Here is a 26016-nt window from a genome sequence, read left to right as displayed (position 1 = left end):
GTCTTGGCTAATTTGTCAAGCTCACTCTATACCAAATTAGATGAGCTTACCCTGGAAGGAGTGTTAGATGTCAAGTGTAGTTTTGGTGATCCTCATTTGGGTGGTAAAGATTTTGATGAAATGATGATTTCTCTGTTGCTCAAAAAATTTGCAGCACAGTATCCAGAAATTTCAATTCATAACCGTGAGGCGGAATTGAAAGAAAAGGCAGAACAAGCAAAAAAGACACTTTCTGTAGAGCAATATTGTGATATCCGCATTCCCTCTTTTGCAACTAAAGATGGCAAAGGAATTGATTTAGATATTGAAATAACGCGCATAGAATTTGAACAAGCGATCGCTCCACTTTTAGAAAAAGCAAGAATTTGTATCCGACAAGCGTTAAATGCTAAAAAAATCCGTCCTAGTGCAATTGATCGAGTCCTGTTAGTGGGTGGGACAACCTATATTCCAGCAGTGCGGAATATGGTAGCAGAAATGTTCGGACAAGAGCCAAAATTATATGTTAATCCAGACTTGGCAGTTGGTGTTGGTGCTTGTATACAAGCTGCTCTGGCTCAGGGATTAATTAATGAGGAAAGTGGCATTATCCTAACAGATGTAGCTCCATTTGGTTTAGGGATTGATGTCGTCAGTATGATTGGTGGACAACTCATGTTGACTTATGAACCGTTGATTCAACCCAACACTACCATTCCTTATTCAGTTAAAAAAACATATACCTTACTTCATGCTGAACAACAGCAAGTTGAAGTTCGTCTATATCAAGATCACACAGGTAAGGCTAAACTTCCTGTAGATGCTATTGATACGGAGATTGCTGGGCAAATTACTGATATACCACCCGCACTAAATGGCAATCCTTATCCAATTGAGATTGAATTTTCTTACGATATTAATGGGATTGCTAAACTTACAGCCAGCATTCCTGATATTGGTAAGAGCGTTGAAATTGCCTACGGACATTCAGACAAACGCATGAGCGATGAGGAGAAACGAGTTGCTATTGAGCGTAGTCAGGAATTGTGGAAACAGAATGAACGGGCAAAGCAATATGAAAGCTTGATAAATAAAGCTGAACGCTTTATGGCTGGTATCCCACCTCAGGAACGATCGCCTCTTTCTCGCGCGGTCATGGATTTGAAAGAGGCCTTGATAACTGACAATTCCAGGTCGATTGATGAAGCGGGCGATCGCCTAATAGACATGATGTTTGAATGGGAAAATCAATTAGGGGTGTAATTAAGATGGCTTACGAACTATACCAAACACTAAATATTCCCACACAAGCATCTAGCGAAGAAATTCGACGTTCATACTATCGACTAGTACGCAAGCACTCACCTGAGAAAGATCCTGAACGGTTCAAGCTTATTCGTGAAGCATACGAAACTCTATCTGATTCTAAAGCCAAGCAAAACTATGATTCACTACAGCAGCATGGTGGACAAATCATTGAATTGCTAAGTCAAGCGGAAGATAGAATGCAGGAGGAAAATTGGACTGAAGCAATTCGTCTCCTCAAACATATTCTAGTGCTTTCTCCTGGTGCTGAAGCAATTCGTAATCGTCTGGGATTATGTTATGTCCATAATCAAGAATGGGATGAAGGCATCAAAATATATCAGATTTTAACTCAATCAAATCCTGATGTAGCTTTATACTGGTCGAATTTTGGTTATGCTTACAAAGAAAAAGCAGAATCTCTTTCAGACAGCGACTCCAGACGTTATAAAATTTATCAAGAAGCTAGAAGTTGCTTTCAGAAGTCGATTTATTTAGAGTCTTTCAATTCACAACCTTTCATAGTGATCGCCCAAACTTATTTAGCTGAAGAAAATTACGCAGAAGCTTTGAATTGGGCTGAAAAAGCTATAGGTGCAGATGGTAAAGTTGATTTCCAAGACTTTGATGCGCTGTTCTTAATTTGTATTATTCATTTACGTAATAATCAACTAGAACAAGTTAAGTCCACAGCAGAACGAATTATTTCTTGTCTACCAGCAGATGAAGATGTACGCAATTATGTCGCAGCTAAATTTGCTGTAATTGGCTTTGAACTGCTTGAACTTGGTACAAAATACATAAATCCTAACATATTAACAGCTGCACTAACTTTCATGGAAGCCGCAAAACGGTTTAGTCCTGGTAATGCTGAAATTGCAAAAGTACATAAGGATATTTCAGAAGTTGTTAGTGCTTTCAATCAATTTGATATTCTCAAAGAGGATTATCAAATTATCAACGGATTTAAAAGATTAGCAGCATTCAGTATTATGAATGCGTTAGGAACACACGAATCTGACTATGAAAGAGAGACAAATTTCAAGAGTATCATCGAAGAAATTAGCAACTCAACAGACAGTGAAGTTCTTGCATCTGCACGGCGGATAAAGTCTACATATCCTGCTATATATCAGTTGAATACTGAATTTTTTGCTCGGCTAGAAAAGGTAGCTAAGGAAATTTCTAGACAACAGCAGCATCAACAGCAGTATCAACCTACTACCAATTCTTCAGACAGTTGCTTTGTTGTCACAGCTACCTACGGCACACCCTATGCACCAGAAGTAATTAAATATCGTTACTTCAGGGATGAATATTTGACTAAGAACATTTTCGGCAGGAACTTTATTAGTCATTATTATCGTTTTGGCCCGATAGCAGCAAGCTACATTAAAAAGCACCCAAATTTAAAAAAACTGATGGCGTTTATACTGGGTAATATAGCTAAATACTTACCCAATCAAAAATAGCCAAATTTAAGTCCAAGATGCCGGATGCAACTAAAATGAGTACTTTTCTATCCTGAAATTGTTCAAGGAGTTCTGAATACTAAAGAACTGAATCAGGCATTGAAAAGTCAAGCAGGCGATCGCTTATCTGAATTCTCAGAGGAAAAACATAAAAGCGATCGCTTACTTTTATCATTGGACTTATCCAGAAATGTACAGCAGCTAAAATAGTGAGTCCTGAGCAAGATGTAATACTCAGGACTCAGGACTTAACATTTAGTTATTCAGGATTGGATTCAGGATAATGGTTACGAATCCGCTCCGCTTCTGGACAATCTTCTGTCAACAGAGGTTCTACATTACCGCGTGGCACTGAGGCTAATTTTTGGGTCACAGAGCCAATGCTTTCGAGACGAACCATCTCCTCCCAAGCACAAACTTCGTCTTCCTCTTCTGTTTCATAGCGTAGAGTGACTAAATCCCCCTCTATATCGAGGATGCGGGCTTTTTCGATCCAGCGTTGCTGGTCCCGCAAAAATACACATACCTCCCGCCCGTCGCAACACAGTTGATAAATCTTGCGGTGTAGCATGTACTGCTTCTGCCTTTTTAAACAACGTAGTTAAACCTGTGAAATTTGGGTTTTACCCCATTTAGATAACACCATGAGAGGTCGGTTCCGTGGTTCAGAATCAGTGCGTCTGATGAATCATAGGTATAGACAGACTCGGTTGTCTTCGTAAGAATCTAGATGAATCATCGACTTGAACTTACTGCACCGGTTGAACTCAATCCCCTTTAGGTCATTCAACGAATGTCTACTTCGTAGAAGTCACACAATTGGGTAACTCTCCTAACCAGGTTAATATTTTCTGATGAGTACTTCCTACAAGTATGTAATAAAAAATACTCTGAATCAAGCTTTAATTGCGGTTGTTTGATTTGCCTACTTGTAATCATTGGCATTGCTGGGAAGTCTGGGAACTCAGCTTTACATTTATCCCTAATGTATTTGATCTTAACTCATTCTCTTGCCGACCTTAATGGTTTTCAACAACATTCAGCAAAGAGTTTTGAGTTGAAGGCGGTTATCTGATGCCACGCGATGGCAAATTTACCGAATTGTGTCCTGTGCGAGAAATTTTATGGGCAGTGGAGATGACGCTTCTCGTTTAATTTTACCTACACTCACTGCATCGTATAGTGCCGTTAGGGCTGCTAAGTCTTCCGATTGATAGCACTTAGTCGCCAACACCTGATGAAGTAGACCCTCAGATTCAACACTAAGATATCCAGTTTGGAAAGCAGATTCAACGAGTGTGCGAATCATCTTGATTAGGGTATGGTGAGAGTTTTCTTATATCTAGTGTGAAACATTTTTGTTCCCGCCTAATTGATATAAAGCAGTAAATACTGGTGATTTTAATTACCTAAAATTGTGATCTGCGTCACAACAGATATGGTTTAGAGAGTTTATGTGACCGTATACTGGAAGCAGATAATACAAAGACAGACAAACCAATAATTTAGTTGCTCAAAAACTAATATTACTGGAAAAATTGCCGAAAATCTTCATCTTCGTGACTTAATTCCACCCAGTCAAGATTTAAAGACCGAAATTTTTGCACCAAGCGATCGCAAGCCGGGCGTTCAGTTGCATAATGTCCAGCATCAATCAAAATTAAACCGCGATCGCGGCTTTCTTGAAACTGATGAAACTTACAATCAGAAGTAAGATAAGCTTGGGCACCAGTTTTGACTACCGCCGAAATATAACTAGCACCAGAACCACCCAACACAGCCACACGGGAAATCTTTTGTTGTAAGTCAACAGTTGGGGAAAAAATTAAATTAGGCGGAGCAAGTCGGGCTTGAATCGTCGTTAGTAACTCCTGTAAAGTCAGAAATGGTTCTAGTAAACCCACACGACCGTAACCTAAACCTGCTTGAGTCGGAACTATGGGGGCGACTTCCTGCAACTTGAAAATTTGCGCCAAAACATCAGCAGTACCATCGTCTACTTGGTCGAAATTTGTGTGGGCACTATAAACGCCGATATTGTGAGTAAAAGCTAACTTTGCCATATCCGCGATGGCCTCACCACCACATAAAGACTTAAGTGGACTAAAAATCAGAGGATGATGAGCAAAAATCAGGTTAGCATTAACTGCGATCGCCTCCTGCATCACGGCCAAAGTCGGTGTCAAACAAACCAACACCCGCGCTGGTTCCTGCAAAACCCCCGGCTCAATTTGCCAGCCACAATTATCCCAACTTTCACACCAAGCAGGATTAGCCCATGCTTCAAACCAACTAATTAAATCAGCAATTTTCATATGTGGTGATCTGCTTTGATTCTTGAATTTATTTGCGTAGGTAGAGAATGGGGCGTCGGGAGTCGGTTCAAAACTAAATTTTTTTGACTTTTGAGTTTTGACTTCCCCAAAGGAGTTTCCCAGTCCCTAACTAGAAATGTGTACCACCAACTCTCTGGTATGACTACGCTGACGGTGTTCCCACACATAAATCCCTTGCCAAGTTCCCAAAACCAGATGACCACGATTAATGGGGATATGTTCAGAACTATGAGTTAGTGCTGTCCGGATATGTGCCGGCATATCGTCTGCACCTTCAGCATCGTGGATGTATTTACCCGATTCTGGGACAAGATTGGCCATAAAATTAGCTAAATCAACCAAAACATCAGGGTCAGCATTTTCTTGGATCACTAAACTAGCTGAAGTGTGGCGCAAAAATAAAGTGCAAAGACCCGTTTCCACCCCAGACTCTGCAACTATGGCTGCAATTTTTGCAGTGATATTTTGAAAAGATTTGCCAGTAGTAGAAATTTTCAGTAGCTTTTGGTAGTGAGCCATCTTTAACAGTATCTAGGCTAAAAGAAGTGTGCAAACAGTAATACTGCTTATTAGCATTATAGGTTTATTGCCACCAGACAATTACCAAATATAAACTGCACCCAAAAAAAAGGCAGAACAACGTTTTAACAGCTTACCATTAATAATTAGTCCACTTCCTGAGATTCTATTTTTAGGGAATACGAGAAAATAAATTATCCCCTCTTGTGAGTCTCTTGAGTAATTAGCAGGCAAAATGCCCGCACCACAAGAAACTTTGGGATATTTTTTGATTTGCCAGGTTCTGCATCCAGCTTGTAAATCCATCTCAGATTTATTTGACTTTGCAAGAGAAGGAATTAATCCCAATGGCACACTTGTTTGAAGCATTCACGATTCGTGAAGTCACCTTTCGCAACCGCATCGCTGTTTCACCCATGTGTCAATATTCCAGTACAGATGGATATGCTAACGACTGGCATTTGGTTCATCTGGCTTCGCGGGCTGTTGGTGGTGCTGGTTTAGTAATCACAGAAGCTGCGGCTGTAGAACCGCGCGGACGCATTACTCCCCAAGATTTAGGTATTTGGTCTGACGCACACATAGAAACTTTAGCCAAAATTGTGTCGCTAATTCATCAATTTGGTAGTGTTGCGGGAATTCAACTAGCTCATGCAGGGAGAAAGGCTAGTACAGCCAAACCGAGTAAGGGAGGAAAAGTGTTGAATGAATCTCAAGAAGGTTGGCGGCCTGTAGTTTCTAGTAGTGCGATCGCCTTCAGTAAAGAAAGTCCAGTACCCCAAGCCTTAAGTATTAGCGAAATTCAACAAGTTATTCAAGCCTTTGTCCAAGCTACCAAACGTTCCTTACAAGCAGGTTTTAAAGTCATTGAGATTCATGCAGCTCATGGCTATCTCATACATCAGTTTCTTTCACCCCTGGCTAACCATCGTCAAGATGATTACGGTGGGAGCTTTGCCAACCGGATTCGTCTATTAACAGAAATTGTGGAGCAAGTACGAGAAGTATGGCCCCAAAAATATCCTTTATTTGTCCGCATCTCTGCTACTGATTGGGTAGAGAAAGGATGGAACATTGAGGAAAGTGTAGCTTTAAGCAAACAACTCAAATTACTAGGTGTAGATTTAATTGATAGCTCCTCCGGAGGGATTATACCAGGCATCAATATCCCAGTGAAACTCGGCTATCAAACTCAGTTTGCCGAACGTATTCGCCAGGAAGCAAATATTCCTACAGGCGCAGTGGGTTTAATTAAATCTCCAGAACAAGCTGACAAAATTATTAGCTCAGGAGTAGCCGATTTAGTTTTATTAGGGCGTGAATTACTCCGCAATCCTTACTGGCCACACCTAGCAGCCAAACAACTAGGACACGATAAAATTTGGCCAATTCAATATGACCGAGCTTGGCTTTAACAGTATCAACCCAGTTTCTCTACTGTTTAAATTAGGTGTTCTTACTCCTGATATCCTCTAAAAATCAACAACTAGTTCAAACTTGGGGTGGATGTAAGTGATACGCTCTTTTTATAGTGTCTTAAGTAGTGTTGGTTAAATTAGGAGAATATACTCATGAATTTATTAATGCAAACAGCAACAGGAGAAGCCTCCCATTTTCCTTTAGCTTTTACTTTGGTGTATGTAGTTGGTTTTATTGCTGCTGTCACAATTGGTTCCATCGCTTGGTACAACTCTAAGCGTCCCGCTGGTTGGGAAAGCAAAGATCGTCCTGACTTTGTACCTAAAGTAGACAAAGAAGAAACTCCGGGTGTGGGTGAACCAAAGTCCTAAGTGGTTTTGAGTCGAATTACCAGACGCTGTTTATCGCGTCTGGTCAACTTATTATCTCCACTATCTGGGAGTGCAACTAAATATTAATTTTGCACCTCAACCCAGCGACGATAAAGCTTTTGAATTTGTTTGAGCAAAGCCTGATAAGCAGGTTGCGGAGAATCATTAAGTTTTGTTATTTCTTGTAATTTGGTCAGAAGTCGTGCTTCTTCTACAGCCACTTCCCCATCACTATAAATCAAGCCACTAATGGCTTCAATGAGATTTTCACAATCTTCTTGACTGGGGCGATCGCCTAAATAATCTTGCACCCAGTTATAACATTCTTGCGGTTGCACAGGAACCAGTTCGTACAGCCAAGGCTTAATCTCTGGATCGGTAGCCAAACCTTTTGCTTGAGCTATTTCCCGCAGATATTGCCGTTCTTCTGGCTGGATTCTGCCATCGATCCAGGCAGCTCCAATCAGGATTTTAACTAAATTTTTCACATGAGAATCAGTAACCATCGCTGCCTCCTCCGGTAGATTCGGGGCCTCCACAAAATAGTACAATCCCAAACAGTAATCATTCGGAATCGTTGGTTTTTCTTAAGCGCACCATGAAAAAGCCATCCATATGTTGTCGATGAGGCCAGACTTTAAGCCAGCCTTGGGGTGTGGAATCGGCAAAATAAGGGGAATCAATGCTGGGAGCCTCAATTTGCCAATGGGGATGATTAGCTAAGAAGGCAGAAATCACACCTTCATTTTCGGCTGGATGCAGGGTACAGGTAGCATAAACCAGTACACCACCGAATTTGACAAACTTTGATGTTTGTGCTATTAGTTCTGCTTGCAATATTGAAAGTTGCTGGACAGATGCTGGTGTTTGTCGCCAACGCGCATCAGCGTGACGGTGCAAAGTTCCCAAACCAGAGCATGGTGCATCGAGTAAGACGCGATCGCCTATATGATGAAATTGCGGTAAATTGCGGCTATCACCCGTGTAAATTTGGATAGATTGTAAATGTAGCCGTTGAGCATTTTCTTTGAGTTTACGCAATCGGGAAGCAGTGCGATCGCACGCCCATATTTTTCCTGTATCGCCCATCAACTCAGCAATATGAGTCGTTTTCCCCCCTGGTGCAGCACAAGCATCAATTATCTCCTCACCTGGTTGGGGGTCGAGTAAATGACTAACCAGTTGGGCGCTACTATCTTGTACAGACCACCAGCCATCACTGAAACCGGGGAGATTTTGGATTGCACCGACACTACCAATTAATCGTAAAGCTTGGGGTAAATGAAGAATCCGCTTCACCAATACACCAGCCGCCTCAAAAGCCGTCTCCACCTCCTCAATTGTCGTCCGTAGGGGATTAATTCGCAGGTCAATTGTCGGTGTTTGGTTCATCCAATCACACAGTTGTGCTGTTTGAGCCAAACCCAATTCATCGAACCACACCTGAATCATCCAATCAGGAAAACTGTGTAAAATTCCCAAACGTTCCACCGGATTTTCTGGTAGTACTAAAGGTTCTGGTGATTTGTCCGCCAGACGGATATAATGCCGTAATAGACCATTGACAAAACCCGTCAAACCAGAAAAGCCATTTTCCTTAGCCAGTTGGACAGTAGTATTCACAGCCGCCGAAGCCGGAATCCGTTCTTGATAACGCAGTTGGTATAAACCCAGATGTAGAATGCTGCGGAGGTCTTTAGGTTGTTGGTGAGATTTTTTGGTGGCCAGTTGATCTATCAAAGCGTCAAGGGTACGTTGCCTTCTGACACTGCCATATACTAATTCTGTCAACAAACGGCGGTCATTACCAGGTAAATTAACCTTTTGTAGCACTCGGTCTAAAGCGACATCAGCATAAGCCCCTTTGTGAACATCTCGCAAAGCGACAAAAGCTATTTGACGGGGGTTTGTCATCGAAAAATTTAAATCAGGGATGGGCAATATTTACCATTATCGCTCCAGGCGATCGCGGAGCGGATGGAAGGGCGATCGCCCACTCCATCACCCTCTTGTCTAGCATCACATATGGAACTGATGCAAAAACCCTACTTACAACTGAGATAGTAGGCTTTCATACTCTGTATGTGACCCTACCCAAAACCAAATAACTGTATCTCCCTCTAACTGTCCAACGGCTCGATAGCTTCTGCTGACTCTTGCAGAATAAATAGGTAATTCTGGATGCACTTTTTTGAAACGTAAACTGGGATGGTTTGAGTTGTGTTTAAATTGGCGATATGCTTCACGGGTTTGCTCCCGCACATTTTCAGGTAAATTACCAAAAGCTTGGCGAAACTGAGAAGTGATACGAGAATTCACAATGTATCGGGATCTAATTGTTGAGTTTTACCTGCACGATATTCAGCCATCGCTTGAGATGCCAAGAAAGCTAGGGCATCTGAAGAACGCTCAAAAGCTTCATCCCATCGCTTTTCATCTTCCAGTTCTTCTAAAATCATCCTAGCCATAGCATCTTGTTGACTGGCTGGTAAGCTTTTGAGTTGGATAATCGCTTGTTCTAGTAATTCTGTCATAGTGAATAATTATCCTCTGTTTGATTAATTTTCTCACAGAGTCAGAACTGGGAGGAAATGCTTTAAATTACAACTCACAAGACTGGGAAGGATTCTCCGAATCAAATTGCCCAAAACTGATTAATGCTAAATGCTCAGGATTTCGCATCAACTCCTTGGCCAACAAAAAGCCAGTAACAGTCCAGGTTTGATATCTCCTAGCTTTTTTACCAATTAATAACCCCCGCGTACCATCGTAATATTCCGGCCAATGGTCTACACTTAACCGTGCTTGGGCAATTTCCAAAGCTTGTTTGCCAATATAGCTTCTACCTGTTTTTTGAGCCGCCGCAATCAAAGACCACAATAATACTGGCCAACTACCACCATTATGGTATGACCACGGAATATTTCTGGGGTCACAGCCAGTAAAAATTCTGTACTCCTCTTTTTCTACAGCCGGAAAACAGATTTTCATCGGCATTTCTCCCACTAAGTCATCCCACTGTTCCTCAATGAGATTCATAATTGCTTGGGACTGTTGTTCGCTTGCTAACGAGGAAATAATAGCCATCATATTTCCCAGTGCAAAGAAACGAGTATCTAATTGCGATGGGCCAACATTACCTGCTAGGTAACCACCATGTTTAGGCAACCAAATCGCCAAATTAGCATAGGGAATTGAATCAGGATAGATATTAAATTGATTAACTGCTGACTCTCCGTATTCTTCACCCTTAAAGCGATAAATCTGATTCAATCGCTTCATATCAATCCAATAATGATGGCGAATATGATCTCTTAATAAAGGTAAGCGGTTATCAATCCCAATGACAATTTCTTCATCACCTGCACAAATCAGTAACTTTCGCGCCGCCCGCAATGCAGCATAAAATAAAGCCTGAATTTCCAACGGATAACCATAGATACCCATGCGCCGATAAATCATACAAGCGCCATCGGGAACTAACAGCGTTGGGTACATATCAAATCGCGTCGCCAAGCAAAGTTCCATAATTAACATGATTCCTTGCTGGAATTCTGGTTGCAAGGCGAAACTGATATCTTTTGTAGCTTTTACATAAGCGTATAGTATAATGACCCACCACAGACAAGAATCAACAGGTGTAACTCGGGCGATCGCATGTTCGCCAAAATCCGCTTCTAAGTATTCTTGCCCATTATCTGAGACAACTTTGAAGCTAGCTGGTATCAAACCTTGACCAGGAGTATAAGCATCTAATTGGCTTTTTTTAGGCTGTAACTTTAAAGTTTCTTCTAGAAAATTCCGAACAATATCATATTTACCTTTAATTAAAAAAAGTAAGGCTGAAGCAGCAAAATCTCTGATAAAACAATGGTCATGATGCAAATCGCCTAGTGAAGCGTCACAGGTAGCAACCGTACCTACAGGACGGCCTTGATAATAAATAATCGACTTTTCTAAAATTTCCCACGCCTGTTTCTCTAAGTCATCAACTATTACTAATTCCTCTCTTTCCATTGCGAGAAACGCTCCATTTTGATGGGATTTTGGCAAGAGAAAAATTAGATTTAACTCCGCCGTTTCAGTGTGTTTTCTTGGCGATGAATATAGACCCACTCAACTTTTTGCCACGTTCAATTGGGGGCGATATTCCACCGTCCATATTCTCAGGATAACCCAAGTTTCTCATTTACTTTATTGTCCCATAGGCTCCATATTCAAAGTGATCACAAAGAGCAATTTAGAAAATAAAAAAGCCCCTAATAACTACAAAGGGGCAGTAACTTTAAGGTTTATTTTGGACAATTTACACACTGCAATTGAAGTATCACCAGACTTATTGCTACTTTAATGAGACAGAAATGGATCTACACTGCCAATTTCAAATTCACACGCTCTAGAAATTACTTCTGGAGATAATTCATCAAAACTAACTAATGATAAATAAATAGGATTATCCATCAGTTCTTTAGCTAATAAGAAACCAGCAATTGTCCAGGTTTGATATTTCCTAGCTTGTTTGCCAATTAAACGTCCCTTCTTGCCATCATAATACTCCGGCCATTCATCTTCACATAGGCGTGACTTGGCAATTTCAATAGCCTTTCTTGCCAAAGCTATTTTGTTGGTTTTAACAGATGCTGCTGCCAACATCCACATTAAAACAGGCCAACTACCAGCATTATGATATGACCAAGGAATGTTTTTCGGGTCACATCCTGTAACTATTCTGTACTCTTCATTTTCTAAGGCTGGGAAACAGATTTTCATCGGCATATCTCCCACCAAGTCGTCCCATCGTTCCTCAATTAGATTCATAATAGCTTGTGACTGTTCTTCGGTGGCTAAATCAGAAATGATCGCCATCAAATTACCCAGCGCAAAGAAACGCGTATCTAACTGCGATGGCCCCACATTCCCAGCTAAATAACCGCCTTTTCTTGGTAGCCATTTATCTAATTCATAGTAGGGTAGAGAATCTACATAGATATTAAATAAATTGACCGCGGCTTTGCCATATTCTTCACTCTTGAAGCGATAAATTGCATTCAGACGATTAATATCGATCCAATAATGCTGGCGAATATGCGCGCACAAAAGCGGTAAGCGGTTATCAATGGCGGCGACAATATCTTGATTACCTTGGCAAATTAGCATCTCCCGCGCCGCCCGCAAAGCCGCATAAAATAACACTTGCAGTTCCAAAGGATGCCCATAAATGCCCATCCGACGGTCAATCATACAAGCACCGTCAGGAACCAACAGTGTGGGATACATATCAAAACGATTCGCCAAGCAGATTTCCATAATTAACCGGATACCATTTTGGAAATCAGGTTGATAGGCTATGGAATAATCTTTGGTGGCGACTATATAAGCACGCAATAAAATAATCCACCACAGACAAGAATCTACTGGAGTAACTCGGGCGATCGCGTGTTCGCCAAAATCCGCTTCTAAGTATTCTTGGCCATTAACAGATACAACTTTAAAGCTAGCCGGAATTAACCCTCGTCCGGGCTTATATGCGTCTAATTCTCTTTCTTTTGGCTGCAACTTTAAAGTTTCTTCGAGAAAATTCCGAACAATATCTGTTCTACCTTTAATCAAAAAAATTAAAGCTGACGAGACAAAATCTCGGACAAAACACTGGTCATAATTCAGTGCTTCCACAGACACATCATAAGCAGCTACAGTCCCAATGGGGCGACCTTGATAATAGAGAATTGACTGTTCTAGCGCTCGCCATGCTTGTTCTTCTATATTCTCATCTGTTAGTAATTCATTTATTGGCATCGCCATAGTAACTCCATTGAGGGGGTGAATGTGTAGTGGATGCGCCTTCATTAATTACTGCTATTTTTAGCATAGCAAAAGCTATGTTTTTCATGGCAGAGTTATTTTAATAAATAACCTATAAACAATCGATTAAGTTGATAATTTATCAGCCAATAATTTATTTTTAAAAATGATATTTTGGGTGATTTGCAATTAACGGTTTTTCACCTCAAGCAATACCGTGATATCTCAGAACAATCACATAAGATATATTTCTAGATTATTCGTCCCATAGTCTGTACATCAGGAACTTTACCTACCCAAACAGAAATATATCTCCGGTATTGTTCAAGGGGTGCTATTTAAACTATTCGCAGTATATTTACTGAATCTTCATTTAGACCTGAAAATTGCCAATTAAATTATTCCCCTATAAGTTAATAATTTATAATGTTTTTTCAGAATATGCAATACAAACGCGGAAAAATTTTAGATATCAATACTCCTATGGGGGTATATATATTAACTTAATTTTCTATTAAATGGTGGATTTTAGGGAATAAGCTCGGAAAATATATATTGCACATAACTTAAAATAGGTGCAGGTTTTTCGCTACATTTTACAAATTTACAGGTAACTCTCAATATTGACTGAAAGTAATTATTGAAACAATCATCAAGCTTTCATAATGAGAGTGGAATCATCGTGACTATATGCAAGTAATATTGAGTAATTTTGCTTAATTTATAAATAATTTACATAGAACAGTTATTAAACTAAATAATTAGCGAATTAGTCATTTTTTGTCTTGAAATTCTTGATAAGTGCGATTAATTGCTGGCATTGAAGTTTGGTTACTGGCAGAACCGTTAACATCAATGAGTTCTGGTTTAATTGGTGATTCACTAATAACCAAACTTTGTACAGTGCCGGCTAATTTGCGTTCTTCTTTGCGCCTTTGCGTCTTTGCGTGAAACAAAATTCCTTTTTCTCCTTTATCTTCAAGTTCATAGCCTGTGAAGGTATTGTAATAAAAGCGATTATTGGATAAAACAAAGAATTTATATGACTTCAGTTTCTCCTCACAAAAAAGCCAAAGCCCTCAAACCTACCAGCCGTCGCCCTGCTAAAGAACTTTGTAGCGAGTGCGGACTGTGTGATACATACTATATTCACTATGTCAAGGAAGCTTGCGCCTTTATTAATCAGCAAATAGGCGACTTAGAAGAAAAAACCCACAGGCGATCGCGTGACTTAGAAAACGACAATGAACTCTACTTTGGTGTGCATCAAGACATGATAGCCGCCCGGAAACAGCAGCCCATCGAAGGCGCACAATGGACGGGTATCGTTAGTAGCATTGCCATTGAAATGCTCAATCGCGGCTTAGTGGAAGGTGTCGTCTGTGTGCAAAACACTAAAGAAGACCGCTTTCAACCCATGCCTGTAATTGCTCGTACCCCAGAAGAAATACTGGCAGCGAAAGTAAATAAACCAACATTATCGCCCAACCTATCTATTTTGGAACAAATAGAGCAATCCGGAATGAAGCGATTATTAGTAATTGGTGTGGGTTGCCAAATTCAAGCACTCAGGGCTGTGGAAAAACAACTAGGTTTAGAAAAGTTGTATGTCTTAGGTACACCTTGTGTAGATAACGTGACCCGTGCAGGACTGCAAAAATTCTTAGAAACCACCAGCCGATCGCCTGAGACAGTAGTACATTATGAATTCATGCAAGACTTCCGGGTGCATTTCAAACATGAAGATGGTTCTACAGAAACAGTGCCATTCTTTGGTTTGAAGACGAATAAACTTAAAGACGTCTTTGCCCCTTCCTGTATGAGTTGTTTTGATTACGTCAACTCACTGGCAGATTTAGTTGTGGGTTATATGGGCGCACCCTTCGGTTGGCAGTGGATTGTGGTCAGGAATGATACAGGTAAGGAAATGTTGGATTTGGTGCAAGACCAGTTAGATACCCAGCCTGTGATGTCTCAAGGGAATAGGAAAGAGGCAGTGCAACAAAGTATTCCTGCTTACGATAAGGGTGTGACTTTGCCCATGTGGGCGGCGAAACTTATGGGTGTGGTGATTGAGAAGATTGGGCCTAAGGGTTTGGAGTATGCTCGGTTTTCCATTGATTCGCATTTTACACGGAATTATTTGTATGTGAAGCGGAATCATCCACAGAAGTTAGAGGAGCATGTACCGGAGTTTGCGAAGCGGATTGTTGGGCAGTATAAGTTACCGGAGTAATGTTTCGCGCAAAGGCGCAAAGGCGCAAAGAAAAATGAATGAGAATCAGATCGCTAAGGAGGTTGTTGATGCTGCGTATAAGATTCACACAAAGTTAGGCCCTGGACTACTGGAATCAGTGTATGAGGCAGTTCTGGCTTATGAATTAGAAAGTCGAGGATTATGGGTAGTTCGGCAGCAACCAATTCCATTAGTTTATATGGGTATACACCTAAAGGAAGGCTTTCGTTCTGACCTCATTGTTGAAGATAAGGTAATTATTGAAATCAAATCCTTGGAAGCCGTTCATCCAGTACACAAAAAGCAACTGATCACATATCTTCGCCTTGCCAACAAGCGCCTTGGTTTGCTCATCAACTTCGGTGAAGAACTGATTAAAGATGGCATAACACGACTTGTCAACGGACTATAATCACCTCATAAGACGCAAAAGAAACTCTTAATTCCTTTGCGTCTTTGCGCCTTTGCGCGAAACATTCTTATACCATCCCCACAGCGTCCATCGCCGCCTCTAGCGCGATCGCCACATGAGTCCAATGAGTCCCCCCTTGGCAATAAACCACATAAGGCTCTCTTAAAGGCCCATCCGCCGAAAACTCCAAAGTACTCCCCTCAATAAAAGTCCCCCCAGCCATCACCACCTGGCTCTCATACCCCGGTATATTATCGGGAATAGGGTCTAAATAAGAACCCACAGGTGAATGCTGTTGTATCGCCTTACAGAAAGCAATTAGCTTGGCAGCAGAACCCAACTTAATCGCCTGAATCACATCCCCACGCGGCGCCAAGGGTGCAGGATTCACCGGATAACCCAACTTATCAAACACATACCCAGTCAAATGAGTCCCCTTCATCGCCTCCCCCACCATCTGGGGAGCCAAAAATAAGCCTTGGAAGAGCAGACGGTTTTGGTCAAAGGTCGCACCACCATAACTACCAATACCGGGAGCAGTCAAACGACAAGCAGCTGCTTCTACTAAATCAGCTCGACCAGCCACATAACCACCGGCGTTGACAATCGTCCCCCCAGGATTTTTAATCAGCGACCCCGCCATTAAATCCGCACCCACATTTGTCGGTTCTTTGGTTTCAATAAATTCGCCATAACAGTTATCTACAAAACAGACAGTATTGGGGTTTTGTTGTTTAACTAGATGAACTATTTTTTCGATATCCGCAATTGATAAACTCGGTCGCCAGGAATAGCCGCAAGAACGTTGAATTAATACTAAACGCGTATTCTCAGCCACACTATGAGATAAGGTTTGCCAATCTATAGTTCCTTCTGGAGTTAGCTCCAATTCACGGTAATTTATGCCAAACTCAATAAGGGAACCTTGACCTTGACCCCGCAAACCAACGACTTCTTCCAGCGTATCGTAAGGAGAACCGACCACTGCTAACATCTCATCTCCAGGACGGAGAACACCAAATAAAGCACAGGCGATCGCATGAGTTCCAGAAACAAACTGTACTCGCACAGCCGCAGCTTCAGCACCCATGACTTCGGCAAAAACTTTATCTAAAGTTTCTCGTCCTAAATCATCGTGACCATAACCACTAACACCAGCAAAATGGTGTGCGCCTACACGGTGATTACGAAAGGCATCCAAGACTCTTTTTAGATTATGCTTGACCTGAGCGTCAATTCCAGAAAAAATCTCTATCAATGCCTGTTCTGCTTGTTGCAGCTGTTCCAAGCTGTTCATTAGTTCCTCTTTCAAAAAAAATTATAGATATGCGGATTTTCCAATCGCGCAGATTAGGCTGGACAATTTCAATTCGGGTTATTGCATGACAATTGCTACTTCAACTAAACCTCAAGTTAACTGGGTAAATACCCTGTTTTTCGTTTTTCTGCACATCGGCGCGCTTTTTGCCTTTGTTCCTGGTAACTTTAGCTGGGCGGCCGTTGGTGTGGGTTTGTTTCTTTATTGGGTGACAGGTGGTCTAGGTATTACCCTGGGATTTCACCGCCTGGTTACCCACCGCAGTTTTCAAACTCCCAAATGGCTAGAATATTTCTTGGTTTTTTGTGGGACATTGGCCTGTCAAGGTGGACCAATTGAGTGGATAGGGACACATCGCATTCATCATATACATTCTGATACCGAACCAGACCCCCATGATTCCAATAAAGGCTTCTGGTGGAGTCATATGGGTTGGCTAATTTATCATTCTCCCTCTCACGCTGACGTTCCTCGCTTCACCAAAGACATTGCAGAAGACCCAGTTTATCAGTTTTTACAGAAATATTTCATTTTGATTCAGGTGGCACTAGGTTTATTACTCATGTACCTGGGTGGCTGGCCTTTTGTGGTTTGGGGTATCTTTGTTCGCATTGTCTGGGTTTATCATTGCACCTGGCTTGTAAACAGTGCTACCCACAAATTTGGTTATCGCAGCCATGATTCAGGCGATCGCTCAACTAACTGCTGGTGGGTCGCCGTGCTAGTGTTCGGTGAAGGCTGGCATAATAACCACCATGCTTTTCAATACTCAGCTCGTCACGGGCTGGAATGGTGGGAAATCGATTTAACTTGGATGACCATTCAATTGCTGCAAGTATTTGGTCTAGCGACTAATGTCAAGTTGGCCGACAAAAAGCAGTAATTTGTCAACTCATGGTCAATAGTGGATAAATTACAGAATTTGTTCACTATTGGCTAAAAAGTAATTTCTACCAACAACTAATAACCATTCACACTCTCGGAAAATATTGACCACAGCTACTAAAAATAGTGCGCTTGTGTAGCTTAGGTTGCTATAATCCGAGACGCTAATGTTAAGAAATTTTGCGACAAGTCACTGTTTTCGGTGACTTGACAGTAACGCGTGTTGTTTTCCAGGTGTCCATGACTACATCAATAATCAACAGCCAAAAATTAGGCGATGACCTCGGCGATCCCAACCTGAAGTTAAAAGATATAATCAAAAGCTTGCCACGGGAATGTTTTCAAAAGAACCGTCGTCAAGCTTGGACACAAGCTATGCTCAGTGTCTCTATGGTTGCCTTGGGCTACTATATGCTGACAATCAGTCCTTGGTTTCTCTTGCCCCTAGCTTGGATTTTTACAGGTACTGCTTTAACAGGTTTTTTTGTAATTGGCCATGATTGTGGTCACAGATCTTTTGCCAACCGTCGTTGGGTAAATGATTTGGTGGGACACATATTTATGATGCCTTTAATTTATCCGTTTCACAGTTGGCGGATTAAGCATAACTATCACCATGCTCATACCAATAAGTTGGATGAGGATAATGCTTGGCATCCCATTAGAACACATGTGTTTGCCAATTGGACTCCCTTCAGACAGTCAGCCTTTGAAGGATTCATGCGTAAGCGTCTGTGGTGGGTAGGTTCCATAGGACATTGGGCAGTAGTGCATTTTGACTGGCGGAACTTCAAAACCAAAGACCAATCAAGTGTAAAGCTTTCGGTGGCTGTAGTCGTTGTATTTGCTGCGATCGCATTTCCTCTGTTGATTGCTACAACTGGTATTTGGGGATTTGTCAAATTTTGGCTACTCCCCTGGATGGTTTACCATTTTTGGATGAGTACCTTCACTATCGTTCACCACACTACCTCAGATGTGCCATTTGTGGCAGCAAACAAGTGGAATGAGGCTTTAGCACAGCTATTTGGTACCATTCACTGCGATTATCCCCGATGGGTAGAAATCCTGTGCCATGATATCAATGTCCATGTTCCGCATCACATTTCTACTGCTATTCCTTCTTATAATTTGCGGATGGCTTACAGTAGCATCAAGGAAAATTGGCAGCCTTATCTACATGATGAATGTCAGTTTTCTTGGTCTTTAATGAAGCAAATTACAGACGAATGTCAATTGTACCAAACTGATATTGGTTATCAAACTTTCAACGAATATTACGCAGGAAAATAAATAGCATTGCCAGTAGTTGGACTATGAGCGTATTTGCTGTTTGCAATATCGTTTATTATCCTGTAAATTGAATAGATTCTGGTAATTCTTTATCTACTTAAATTGTTAGGTGAATTACCAGAATTATCTTCTTGCGTATTAGTCAAAGCTGATACTAGAGATATGTCAAAAAAATCCGATTTATATCCCACAAAAGAATCCAGTGCAATCAAATACCATCGCTTTTAATAATCCTGATGACTGTAATTTGTCTGAAGAAAAAACCCAACTGCCCTTTACTCTTCAGGATTTGAAAGCCGCAATACCTGCTGAATGTTTTCAGCCTAGTGTGACCAAATCCCTATTTTACTTTTTTCGTGACATCCTGATTATCAGTGTGCTTTATGCCGTAGCACATTATCTGGATTCTTGGTATTTTTGGCCTATTTTTTGGGTCATGCAAGGAACAATGTTTTGGGCTTTGTTCGTAGTTGGGCATGACTGCGGACATCAATCTTTTTCTAAACAGAAATGGCTCAATGATTTAATTGGACATTTATCTCACACACCGATATTAGTTCCTTATCACGGTTGGAGAATTAGCCACAGAACTCACCACAAAAATACTGGCAATCTAGATAACGATGAAAGCTGGTACCCTGTGACGGAATCACAATATAAGGAAATGCCCTTGATGCAAAAGATAGGCAGATATTATGTCTTTCTTTTGGCTTATCCTGTATATTTATTTAAACGTTCTCCGGGTAAGGAAGGCTCTCACTTTTCACCGAGTAGCCCACTTTTTAAGCCATCTGAAAAATGGGATATTATCACCAGTACTGTACTCTGGATTGGCATGGTAGGTTTGCTGGGTTTCCTTACCTATCAATGGGGTTGGATGTGGTTACTAAAATACTACGCCATGCCTTACATTGTGTTTGTAATTTGGCTAGATTTGGTGACATTTTTGCATCATACAGAGCAAGATATTCCTTGGTATCGTGGAGAAGATTGGAATTTTCTCAAAGGTGCAATTTCTAGTATTGATAGAGATTACGGTTTTATCAATCATATCCATCACGATATTGGTACTCATGTTGCTCACCATATTTTCCTCAATATGCCTCACTACAATTTACTGAAGGCGACTGAGGCGATTAAACCAATTATGGGTGAATATTTCCGTAAGTCCTCAGAACCTATTTGGAAATCGCTATGGCGTTCTGCTATTAGCTGTCGTTTTGTCCCGGATACAGGTAGTAAGGTTTACTACACTTCGGATAAGAAGTAGATGACTAGCAGATGAAAATCTGGTGTTATGTAGTCCGCTTGTGCGGACTTTTTTTTGTCTCACACAAAGAGGAGAATAAAGATATTGAGTGTTGATTCTAAAATTGGATGGTAAATTTAAGGTGAAGGATATCTAAAAAGTTGTATGACTCTCACTATTAAAGATTTTGAGCTAGTCCCTTAATTGCATTCCAAGAAAATACTCAATGGATCTGGTTTATTTTTGAAGTGGATCTGATTGTGGCGGATGCCAACCTGCTTCTACCCAAAAACGACGAGCCACTTGAATTGAAGGCTCATCCCGACGTTCATCATTGAAGTCAAAGCGATTGCAAGTTGCTCTCCCTGTAAGTGTTGTACCGACAATTTTTATACCGTCTTTTGTCCAAATAAAATGATCTGACCATTGTTGCTGACGAGGATTAAACAAAGGTACTTGTTCTTGGGTTTGAGGATCAGTAGCTAATATGAAATTGTAGTGACGCTCATTACAGCGATGACAAGCTAATGCCAAATTATCCAGTTCATCAGAGCCACCCAAAGACTGGGGCATAATATGGTCAATGGTAAAACGGTCTGGACTCAGATATTCTGGAGAGTGACAGTATTCGCAAAGAAATTTAGCTCTTTGTCTTACAAGTCTTCGAGTTTGTTCGGACACCATTGACTTTTCGCTGCTAGTTGAGCATTAATCAAAGTAAAGATTCGCTCTAATTCGGAAATACCTACATATTCAGCTTCTTCTTCAGGAGTAAGAGTATTACTTTTTTTCTTTTCTAAAAGTTCTTCAAAACGTGACTGTAGTTCCTCAGTAAATTTAAATAGGTAGATGTTACCAAATTCGCTCATCCTCATGCCAGAAGATATTAAGGATGATGGTTGAACCATTAGTTGAGTCGTCATGGTGTGTTCACGGTGTCTTTAGTTATATTGTGCCTTAAATTCTAATTTAGAATACTAAGTTTTCTATTTATGTTGAGTATATTTTTCATTCTTGTTAAGCAAAGCTATGCTACAAAGGCTTGATGATTAGATTTTGCTAATTGGCTGACTACTTTTCTCCCTCAGTTACTTACTGAAGAAAAGGGAAACTGGTTACCACCTGTAAAAGTCACGAATCCTAACGACTTTTTACAATCTCATTTTCGCGGTCTTAATCTTAGTCGTGCTTGGATGATGGAAGGTATAATTTCAGGGTTGCCAATTGATGATTGTCGAGTTGATGTACTTCGTTGTGCTGCTGATTTACATCGTCAATTTGGGCTAATAGATGTCGCAGATGAACATTATTCCAGTAGTCATTGGTTAGGGACGTTTGCGGTTTATCTCGTAACTGCGCGTGGATTATTTCAGTAACACGCTACATAAGACTACAAAAATATGTTGCTTGCAGGAATTACAGCAATTGCTTTTCGGAAACTAGACAAGGCGTTTTTCTAAGAAAAGACTTAATGGATCTGGTTGATAATCTCCAAATGAAGGGATTCTATAAAAACCAAGTTTTTCATATAGTCCAATGGCTTCTGGTTGATAGATGCCTGTTTCTATCCGCAGCGTATAAATATTGGACTGCTTTGCGGTTAATTCTATTTGATTTAGGATTTTTTTGCCAATTCCTTTCCCTCTAAAACCGGGTTTCGTATACATACGCTTCACTTCTGCGTAACCCTCTGGAAAATATTTTAAAGCTCCACAGCCAACTGGTTCATTGTTTAATCTGGCAAGGAAAATAGTGACCGATTGATGAAGTAGATCAGAAATATCAAGACCGTGATTACTCTCAGAAGGATAAAGAGCCGCTAAATAATTATCCAGTTCCCTAATCAATTCTTGAATAGCAGAACAAGTGGGATTTTCAGGGGTAACTACTATTTGTGGCAAAATCATTTAACATTCCCCACTGCTAAAACCGTCCATTCCCCTGAACGATGTGTTTCACAGTGGTTAGAGTTTCCAAACTAATAAATCCCCGGCGGTGTCCTTTTTGATTGGACATACCAAGAAATACTGAGTCTCCCCGTGAAGGGTTACGTGAAAAACGTGGCGAGGTGTTGATGTAGGTGGAGGCGCTGTTCACACCCAAGGCAAACTGGCGACTTTCTTGATAAGATTCCGTGACAATAGAGTCAGCATGACCGCTACTATATTGATTAATCCAGGCGATCGCATCTTCTAAACTATCTACCAGTTTAAAGGCTACGGTTTTTGTTAAATAAGCGCTACCCCACTCGCCTTCTTTCACTAGGTGTAAGTGAGGGAAAGCTTCTACTAGTTCTTCGTCGCCTTTGATTTCAAAGCCTTTTTCCTTCAAGCTGTTCCACAGAACCGCTAAAGATGAAGGTAAGGCTTGGCGATGAATCAGTACTTTTTCAATGGCGTTTACTTGGTCTGGTTCGCTTTCATGGCTATCCATAATCATCCAGCGAATCATGTCTAAACTGCTGTTGAGTGACCAGTAGAGGTAGCAGTTACCCATTGCTGATTTTAATACTGGACAAGTTGATTGTCGCATCACCTGTTGGACTAAAGTCGAACGTCCGTAGGGGATGACTAAGTTTACATATTTATCTTGGGTGACTAAATCACGAATGGAAGCACCGTGTTCGGCTGTAATTAGTTCCACACAGCCTGACGGTAAACCAACTTCCTCAATGGCGTTTTGCAAGACATTAGCGATCGCCTCGTTGGAATGACTAGCTTCTGTACTACCCTTGAGAATAATACTATTGCCAGTTTTAATACATAAACCAGCTGCGATCGCCCCTAAATCGGGAAATGCTTCATAAATAAACCCAATTACTCCCAAAGGCATTAACTGAGTGTAACTTTGGGAGTCTTCTAATTGATAGTCAGCATTCCTCACCCGCCGCAACGGATCTGATAATTCCCCCAACCTTTGGAGAATTTCCACTGTGGTTTCTAGTCGTGAAGGAGTGAGCTTCAGCCAATCTAAAATTAACTCTGGTACAGCCATTTCTTTGCTGGCTTCCAAATCCAAAGTATTAGCTTCTAAAATGTCGTCAAATGAGCCTTCCAGAGCCTCAGCCATTGCCAACACAGCACGACTGCGGTCTGCTCCCTTGGTGAATCCCAATTTTAGGGAAGCTTGATAAGCGCGTTGAGCGCTAGTAATTGGTTCGGGGTAATCATCTAAAACTTCAACGGTCATGGAATTAACGTCTGTAGGTAAGCCAGACCATTAGTGCTGGCAGAATAGCCAACAGCACCGCCACCATCGCCCAAGCAATAATGCTGGAACTATTTGCCAATCGCAGTGCTAATGGTAACCATATAATCACTAGCACGAAAATAATGCCTAGTGCTATGGGTAGATAGCTTTCTCCCAACCGAGTCGGCACAATATGCCAACTATTTCCTGTCCAGCGCCAAGCTCGCTTGTAGGGATAGGTGGTGGAAAGCTGTTCTAGGACATGACCATTATCCTCTACTACAAAGATTTGCTGACAGCGATCGCAACCAAATGCTTCTGTCAGGGTAATCGGAACTAATTGTCCTTTGCGACGGCAAGGACAGGGATATTCCTTATTAAAGTCAATTTTTTCAGGTTTTTGTGGTTGCACAAGCGTTCTACTGACTTGAGCGTGTTTTTCATGTTGCGTGAGCAAACCGTTTCCCCATGCCTGGGTTTTGGTTTATCTCTAATCAGCTTTTTTATCAATACCAAAGGCGATGCTAACATTGTGATGATTAGCAATGCTAGATACAGCTAACCATTACCATTATTTTTGTCTTCTTTGAGTGCTGACCATTTTGTTGAATAATCTACTTCTGTTCATGTGATCTAGATTTTGGGCATTTACTGTGCTGGCATAACTGGTACATTTCTAAGCTTACGTGGCGAACATTCCTAACACAAGTTTTTTGGGAAGGCTGCACCTACGGGCAACAGATACCAGCAAACCCTAATTTTTTGGGGTCACTACTATTAGTATCAACTTTTTCCGATTAAATCAGGATTGCGGTGATATTTCACCAATCACGACATCAATCAGTGACTTTTTTTTCAGGTAGATGGCGGCTCACTTCAGTACTGAACTATGTTTTGCACCTGACAATACTATTGTTTCACTAGCCACCTTGAATCAAGTGTAGTACACCATATAAAATAAAAATAAACTACAAACACAAAAGTTGTAGTTACAATCCTTGACTTACATATTAGGTTTTTCATAAGCGGGTAACGCGATTCGAACGCGCGACATTCACCTTGGCAAGGTGACGCTCTACCACTGAGCTATACCCGCATTTCTCATGTAAACTCTATGTTCTCAGATTTATTTTTGTTTGTCAACCCCTAATTTTTCAGTGCTGAGTCAATTTACCCAGCACTTAGGATAAGCCTCAGCCCAGTTCTTCAGACTCCGCAGCTAAATTGCCTAAACTGTTACCCTGAAACGATGCTGGCAAAGATTGGGTATTCCGAGGATATGACTCATTGAGGTTAGAGCGCAATTGCCGCATTAAACTAGCCATTTCTAGGGCATTCATGGCGTAATCCCAACCATGATTACCTTTAATACCTGCTCTTTCTAATGCTTGCTGCATGGTATCCACTGTCAAAATGCCGAAAATCACTGGTACTCCTGTTTGAAAACTAGCGGCGGCAATGCCTTTAGATACTTCAGCAGATACATAATCAAAATGGGGCGTTTGTCCGCGAATTACTGCACCCAAACAAATTACAGCATCATAATTATGGGAAAGTGCTAGTTGACGAGCGACCAGAGGCACTTCAAAACTTCCCGGTACCCAAACATAGTCCACCTGATTACCGTGGGGGTCTGGGTCTACACCGTGACGTTTCAAGCAATCTTGACATCCCTCTAGCAGTTTGCCTGTTACCAGGTCATTAAATCGACCGATAACCACTGCTAAACGCAAAGGTTCCGTTTGTGTAAAAGTTCCCTCGAAAACTGCCATGACTGCCTCTTATCAAATATAACTCTGGCCAATATACATTTCTTCTTTAAATGCAGAAGAGCAGGAGAGCACAATTAGGTAAATAGAACAAGCAAATCTTGTTCTTGGCTCTTCTGCTCCTGTAGTCACTATGCTATTTGTCTGTATAAGAAAGTGAAATCGCCTAAACTACAAAAAAGTTTAATACACCAACTAACAGTACCAAAGCAATCCAAACTCCGGAACCCAGCCACAGAAGCTTTTTAGATTCCACCCAATTTTGGGGGGTAGCATAGGCAACAGGTACGCCAACCACCAAAACAAAAGACATGGCAACAAGAGCTATTAAAGCGAATTGGAATATTATGGTCATTTTTGCTTCTCCCAAGACAGCGCAATACTAAAAATAGAATATCCTAAAGGACGACACTAACAGTTTTTCCTTATTTGTTAAGCTAGCAGAAATCGCGTCACTATAGA

At 41.1% G+C, this 26016-nt stretch carries 29 protein-coding genes, 1 tRNA gene and 1 pseudogene; 10 read left to right on the top strand and 21 right to left on the bottom strand.

What is annotated here, in order from left to right:
* Together ACM0OT_RS22875 and ACM0OT_RS22870 are read left to right on the top strand one after the other, a co-directional pair.
* Positions 1-1242 (top strand): Hsp70 family protein (locus tag ACM0OT_RS22875; protein WP_414566672.1); only part of this gene is annotated, 1242 nt, incomplete at its 5' end.
* 5 nt (positions 1243-1247) lie between these two features.
* Positions 1248-2756: a J domain-containing protein gene (locus ACM0OT_RS22870; RefSeq protein WP_414566671.1), complete on the top strand. Its 1509-nt coding sequence runs from the start codon at positions 1248-1250 to the stop codon at positions 2754-2756.
* A 259-nt stretch (positions 2757-3015) separates the two neighbouring features.
* Here the strand turns inward: ACM0OT_RS22870 and ACM0OT_RS22865 are convergent, their stop codons facing one another.
* The 5 genes from ACM0OT_RS22865 to ACM0OT_RS22845 form a co-directional block, all read right to left on the bottom strand.
* A complete protein-coding gene (locus ACM0OT_RS22865; protein ID WP_414543867.1) occupies positions 3016-3327 on the bottom strand; it encodes a DUF6679 family protein in 312 nt (103 codons plus the stop codon).
* Between the two features lie 522 nt (positions 3328-3849).
* Positions 3850-4065 carry a hypothetical protein gene (locus ACM0OT_RS22860; RefSeq protein ID WP_414566670.1) on the bottom strand — a complete coding sequence of 72 codons (216 nt, stop codon included), beginning with the start codon at positions 4063-4065 and terminating at the stop codon, positions 3850-3852.
* A gap of 217 nt (positions 4066-4282) precedes the next feature.
* Positions 4283-5071, bottom strand: coding sequence for a Nif3-like dinuclear metal center hexameric protein (locus tag ACM0OT_RS22855; protein ID WP_414566669.1), 789 nt, complete (start codon positions 5069-5071; stop codon positions 4283-4285).
* A 126-nt stretch (positions 5072-5197) separates the two neighbouring features.
* Positions 5198-5611: a secondary thiamine-phosphate synthase enzyme YjbQ gene (locus tag ACM0OT_RS22850; RefSeq protein WP_414566668.1), complete on the bottom strand. Its 414-nt coding sequence runs from the start codon at positions 5609-5611 to the stop codon at positions 5198-5200.
* A gap of 81 nt (positions 5612-5692) precedes the next feature.
* A complete protein-coding gene (locus ACM0OT_RS22845; protein WP_414566667.1) occupies positions 5693-5965 on the bottom strand; it encodes a hypothetical protein in 273 nt (90 codons plus the stop codon).
* Here ACM0OT_RS22845 and namA point away from each other — a divergent pair.
* Both namA and psb35 read left to right on the top strand, forming a co-directional pair.
* Entirely contained in the window at positions 5959-7026 is a 1068-nt protein-coding gene (gene namA / locus ACM0OT_RS22840) for an NADPH dehydrogenase NamA (protein ID WP_414566666.1), read from the top strand. The genes ACM0OT_RS22845 and namA overlap by 7 nt on opposite strands.
* 156 nt (positions 7027-7182) lie before the next feature.
* On the top strand, positions 7183-7401 hold the full coding sequence (gene psb35 / locus ACM0OT_RS22835) for a photosystem II assembly protein Psb35 (protein ID WP_414566665.1): 219 nt from the start codon (positions 7183-7185) through the stop codon (positions 7399-7401).
* A gap of 83 nt (positions 7402-7484) precedes the next feature.
* Here the strand turns inward: psb35 and ACM0OT_RS22830 are convergent, their stop codons facing one another.
* The 7 genes from ACM0OT_RS22830 to ACM0OT_RS22800 form a co-directional block, all read right to left on the bottom strand.
* Entirely contained in the window at positions 7485-7907 is a 423-nt protein-coding gene (locus ACM0OT_RS22830; RefSeq protein WP_414566664.1) for a TerB family tellurite resistance protein, read from the bottom strand.
* Between the two features lie 58 nt (positions 7908-7965).
* Positions 7966-9315: a 16S rRNA (cytosine(967)-C(5))-methyltransferase gene (locus ACM0OT_RS22825; RefSeq protein WP_414566663.1), complete on the bottom strand. Its 1350-nt coding sequence runs from the start codon at positions 9313-9315 to the stop codon at positions 7966-7968.
* Positions 9316-9450: 135 nt separating this feature from the next.
* Entirely contained in the window at positions 9451-9720 is a 270-nt protein-coding gene (locus ACM0OT_RS22820) for a hypothetical protein (RefSeq protein WP_414566662.1), read from the bottom strand.
* Positions 9717-9935, bottom strand: coding sequence for a hypothetical protein (locus tag ACM0OT_RS22815; protein ID WP_414566661.1), 219 nt, complete (start codon positions 9933-9935; stop codon positions 9717-9719). The genes ACM0OT_RS22820 and ACM0OT_RS22815 overlap by 4 nt, the downstream gene beginning before the upstream one ends.
* 67 nt (positions 9936-10002) lie before the next feature.
* Positions 10003-11418, bottom strand: a complete 1416-nt coding sequence (locus ACM0OT_RS22810; RefSeq protein WP_414566660.1) for a glycoside hydrolase 100 family protein — start codon at positions 11416-11418, stop codon at positions 10003-10005.
* A gap of 330 nt (positions 11419-11748) precedes the next feature.
* Positions 11749-13197, bottom strand: a complete 1449-nt coding sequence (locus ACM0OT_RS22805) for a glycoside hydrolase 100 family protein (RefSeq protein ID WP_414566674.1) — start codon at positions 13195-13197, stop codon at positions 11749-11751.
* Positions 13198-13976: 779 nt separating this feature from the next.
* Positions 13977-14159, bottom strand: a complete 183-nt coding sequence (locus tag ACM0OT_RS22800; protein WP_414566659.1) for a hypothetical protein — start codon at positions 14157-14159, stop codon at positions 13977-13979.
* 86 nt (positions 14160-14245) lie between these two features.
* Here ACM0OT_RS22800 and ACM0OT_RS22795 point away from each other — a divergent pair, with 86 nt between their 5' ends.
* Both ACM0OT_RS22795 and ACM0OT_RS22790 read left to right on the top strand, forming a co-directional pair.
* Positions 14246-15439: a Coenzyme F420 hydrogenase/dehydrogenase, beta subunit C-terminal domain gene (locus ACM0OT_RS22795; protein ID WP_414566658.1), complete on the top strand. Its 1194-nt coding sequence runs from the start codon at positions 14246-14248 to the stop codon at positions 15437-15439.
* Positions 15440-15473: 34 nt separating this feature from the next.
* Positions 15474-15851, top strand: coding sequence for a GxxExxY protein (locus tag ACM0OT_RS22790; RefSeq protein WP_414566657.1), 378 nt, complete (start codon positions 15474-15476; stop codon positions 15849-15851).
* A 67-nt stretch (positions 15852-15918) separates the two neighbouring features.
* Here ACM0OT_RS22790 and ACM0OT_RS22785 read toward each other — a convergent pair whose 3' ends face one another.
* On the bottom strand, positions 15919-17148 hold the full coding sequence (locus ACM0OT_RS22785; RefSeq protein WP_414566656.1) for an aminotransferase class I/II-fold pyridoxal phosphate-dependent enzyme: 1230 nt from the start codon (positions 17146-17148) through the stop codon (positions 15919-15921).
* Positions 17149-17233: 85 nt separating this feature from the next.
* Between ACM0OT_RS22785 and ACM0OT_RS22780 the strand changes: the two genes are divergently transcribed.
* The 3 genes from ACM0OT_RS22780 to ACM0OT_RS22770 all read left to right on the top strand — a co-directional run bounded on the left by ACM0OT_RS22780 (position 17234) and on the right by ACM0OT_RS22770 (position 20617).
* The gene (locus ACM0OT_RS22780; RefSeq protein WP_414566655.1) at positions 17234-18052 is read left to right on the top strand and encodes an acyl-CoA desaturase; all 819 of its coding nucleotides are present in this window, start codon (positions 17234-17236) and stop codon (positions 18050-18052) included.
* 242 nt (positions 18053-18294) lie between these two features.
* On the top strand, positions 18295-19347 hold the full coding sequence (locus ACM0OT_RS22775) for a fatty acid desaturase (RefSeq protein WP_414566654.1): 1053 nt from the start codon (positions 18295-18297) through the stop codon (positions 19345-19347).
* A gap of 202 nt (positions 19348-19549) precedes the next feature.
* A complete protein-coding gene (locus ACM0OT_RS22770; protein WP_414566653.1) occupies positions 19550-20617 on the top strand; it encodes a fatty acid desaturase in 1068 nt (355 codons plus the stop codon).
* A gap of 216 nt (positions 20618-20833) precedes the next feature.
* On the opposite strand, the gene ACM0OT_RS22765 is transcribed toward ACM0OT_RS22770, so the two are convergent.
* Both ACM0OT_RS22765 and ACM0OT_RS22760 read right to left on the bottom strand, forming a co-directional pair.
* Complete coding sequence (locus ACM0OT_RS22765; RefSeq protein WP_414566652.1) at positions 20834-21280, bottom strand: HNH endonuclease; 447 nt, start codon at positions 21278-21280, stop codon at positions 20834-20836.
* The gene (locus tag ACM0OT_RS22760) at positions 21250-21519 is read right to left on the bottom strand and encodes a hypothetical protein (protein ID WP_414566651.1); all 270 of its coding nucleotides are present in this window, start codon (positions 21517-21519) and stop codon (positions 21250-21252) included. The genes ACM0OT_RS22765 and ACM0OT_RS22760 overlap by 31 nt, the downstream gene beginning before the upstream one ends.
* Positions 21520-21660: 141 nt before the next feature.
* Between ACM0OT_RS22760 and ACM0OT_RS22755 the strand changes: the two are divergent.
* Positions 21661-21972: pseudogene (locus tag ACM0OT_RS22755) on the top strand (DUF2891 family protein); the annotation flags it as partial.
* A gap of 63 nt (positions 21973-22035) precedes the next feature.
* Here ACM0OT_RS22755 and ACM0OT_RS22750 read toward each other — a convergent pair.
* From ACM0OT_RS22750 to psbZ, 6 genes are all read right to left on the bottom strand, one after another.
* Positions 22036-22503, bottom strand: coding sequence for a GNAT family N-acetyltransferase (locus tag ACM0OT_RS22750; RefSeq protein WP_414566650.1), 468 nt, complete (start codon positions 22501-22503; stop codon positions 22036-22038).
* A 16-nt stretch (positions 22504-22519) separates the two neighbouring features.
* Positions 22520-23785 (bottom strand): glutamate-5-semialdehyde dehydrogenase, encoded by a 1266-nt coding sequence (locus ACM0OT_RS22745; protein ID WP_414566649.1) that lies wholly within the window; start codon positions 23783-23785, stop codon positions 22520-22522.
* A gap of 4 nt (positions 23786-23789) precedes the next feature.
* Positions 23790-24197 carry a hypothetical protein gene (locus ACM0OT_RS22740; RefSeq protein ID WP_414566648.1) on the bottom strand — a complete coding sequence of 136 codons (408 nt, stop codon included), beginning with the start codon at positions 24195-24197 and terminating at the stop codon, positions 23790-23792.
* A 612-nt stretch (positions 24198-24809) separates the two neighbouring features.
* A tRNA-Gly gene (locus ACM0OT_RS22735) sits at positions 24810-24881 on the bottom strand.
* Positions 24882-24978: 97 nt separating this feature from the next.
* On the bottom strand, positions 24979-25557 hold the full coding sequence (ribH, locus tag ACM0OT_RS22730; protein ID WP_414542293.1) for a 6,7-dimethyl-8-ribityllumazine synthase: 579 nt from the start codon (positions 25555-25557) through the stop codon (positions 24979-24981).
* A 163-nt stretch (positions 25558-25720) separates the two neighbouring features.
* A complete protein-coding gene (gene psbZ, locus ACM0OT_RS22725) occupies positions 25721-25909 on the bottom strand; it encodes a photosystem II reaction center protein PsbZ (protein ID WP_414542292.1) in 189 nt (62 codons plus the stop codon).
* Between the last annotated feature and the right edge of the window lie 107 nt (positions 25910-26016).

This window comes from Anabaena sp. CCY 9613, from assembly GCF_963920895.1.
Classification (GTDB): Bacteria; Cyanobacteriota; Cyanobacteriia; order Cyanobacteriales; family Nostocaceae; genus Cyanocohniella.
Note: the sequence above shows the minus strand (reverse complement) of the source record. Positions and strands in the feature narration are given on the sequence as shown.

What these genes read in the sequence shown, in the direction of transcription:
- ribH (WP_414542293.1), bottom strand. Translation starts at nt 25,557, where the DNA reads ATGGCAGTTTTCGAGGGAACTTTTACACAAACGGAACCTTTGCGTTTA.
- ACM0OT_RS22765 (WP_414566652.1), bottom strand. Translation starts at nt 21,280, where the DNA reads ATGGTGTCCGAACAAACTCGAAGACTTGTAAGACAAAGAGCTAAATTT.
- psb35 (WP_414566665.1), top strand. Translation starts at nt 7,183, where the DNA reads ATGAATTTATTAATGCAAACAGCAACAGGAGAAGCCTCCCATTTTCCT.
- ACM0OT_RS22865 (WP_414543867.1), bottom strand. Translation starts at nt 3,327, where the DNA reads ATGCTACACCGCAAGATTTATCAACTGTGTTGCGACGGGCGGGAGGTA.
- ACM0OT_RS22775 (WP_414566654.1), top strand. Translation starts at nt 18,295, where the DNA reads ATGACTACATCAATAATCAACAGCCAAAAATTAGGCGATGACCTCGGC.
- ACM0OT_RS22795 (WP_414566658.1), top strand. Translation starts at nt 14,246, where the DNA reads ATGACTTCAGTTTCTCCTCACAAAAAAGCCAAAGCCCTCAAACCTACC.
- ACM0OT_RS22780 (WP_414566655.1), top strand. Translation starts at nt 17,234, where the DNA reads ATGACAATTGCTACTTCAACTAAACCTCAAGTTAACTGGGTAAATACC.
- ACM0OT_RS22785 (WP_414566656.1), bottom strand. Translation starts at nt 17,148, where the DNA reads ATGAACAGCTTGGAACAGCTGCAACAAGCAGAACAGGCATTGATAGAG.
- ACM0OT_RS22850 (WP_414566668.1), bottom strand. Translation starts at nt 5,611, where the DNA reads ATGGCTCACTACCAAAAGCTACTGAAAATTTCTACTACTGGCAAATCT.
- namA (WP_414566666.1), top strand. Translation starts at nt 5,959, where the DNA reads ATGGCACACTTGTTTGAAGCATTCACGATTCGTGAAGTCACCTTTCGC.
- ACM0OT_RS22760 (WP_414566651.1), bottom strand. Translation starts at nt 21,519, where the DNA reads ATGACGACTCAACTAATGGTTCAACCATCATCCTTAATATCTTCTGGC.
- ACM0OT_RS22745 (WP_414566649.1), bottom strand. Translation starts at nt 23,785, where the DNA reads ATGACCGTTGAAGTTTTAGATGATTACCCCGAACCAATTACTAGCGCT.
- ACM0OT_RS22830 (WP_414566664.1), bottom strand. Translation starts at nt 7,907, where the DNA reads ATGGTTACTGATTCTCATGTGAAAAATTTAGTTAAAATCCTGATTGGA.
- ACM0OT_RS22815 (WP_414566661.1), bottom strand. Translation starts at nt 9,935, where the DNA reads ATGACAGAATTACTAGAACAAGCGATTATCCAACTCAAAAGCTTACCA.
- ACM0OT_RS22750 (WP_414566650.1), bottom strand. Translation starts at nt 22,503, where the DNA reads ATGATTTTGCCACAAATAGTAGTTACCCCTGAAAATCCCACTTGTTCT.
- ACM0OT_RS22860 (WP_414566670.1), bottom strand. Translation starts at nt 4,065, where the DNA reads ATGATTCGCACACTCGTTGAATCTGCTTTCCAAACTGGATATCTTAGT.
- ACM0OT_RS22790 (WP_414566657.1), top strand. Translation starts at nt 15,474, where the DNA reads ATGAATGAGAATCAGATCGCTAAGGAGGTTGTTGATGCTGCGTATAAG.
- ACM0OT_RS22825 (WP_414566663.1), bottom strand. Translation starts at nt 9,315, where the DNA reads ATGACAAACCCCCGTCAAATAGCTTTTGTCGCTTTGCGAGATGTTCAC.
- ACM0OT_RS22870 (WP_414566671.1), top strand. Translation starts at nt 1,248, where the DNA reads ATGGCTTACGAACTATACCAAACACTAAATATTCCCACACAAGCATCT.
- psbZ (WP_414542292.1), bottom strand. Translation starts at nt 25,909, where the DNA reads ATGACCATAATATTCCAATTCGCTTTAATAGCTCTTGTTGCCATGTCT.
- ACM0OT_RS22805 (WP_414566674.1), bottom strand. Translation starts at nt 13,197, where the DNA reads ATGCCAATAAATGAATTACTAACAGATGAGAATATAGAAGAACAAGCA.
- ACM0OT_RS22855 (WP_414566669.1), bottom strand. Translation starts at nt 5,071, where the DNA reads ATGAAAATTGCTGATTTAATTAGTTGGTTTGAAGCATGGGCTAATCCT.
- ACM0OT_RS22810 (WP_414566660.1), bottom strand. Translation starts at nt 11,418, where the DNA reads ATGGAAAGAGAGGAATTAGTAATAGTTGATGACTTAGAGAAACAGGCG.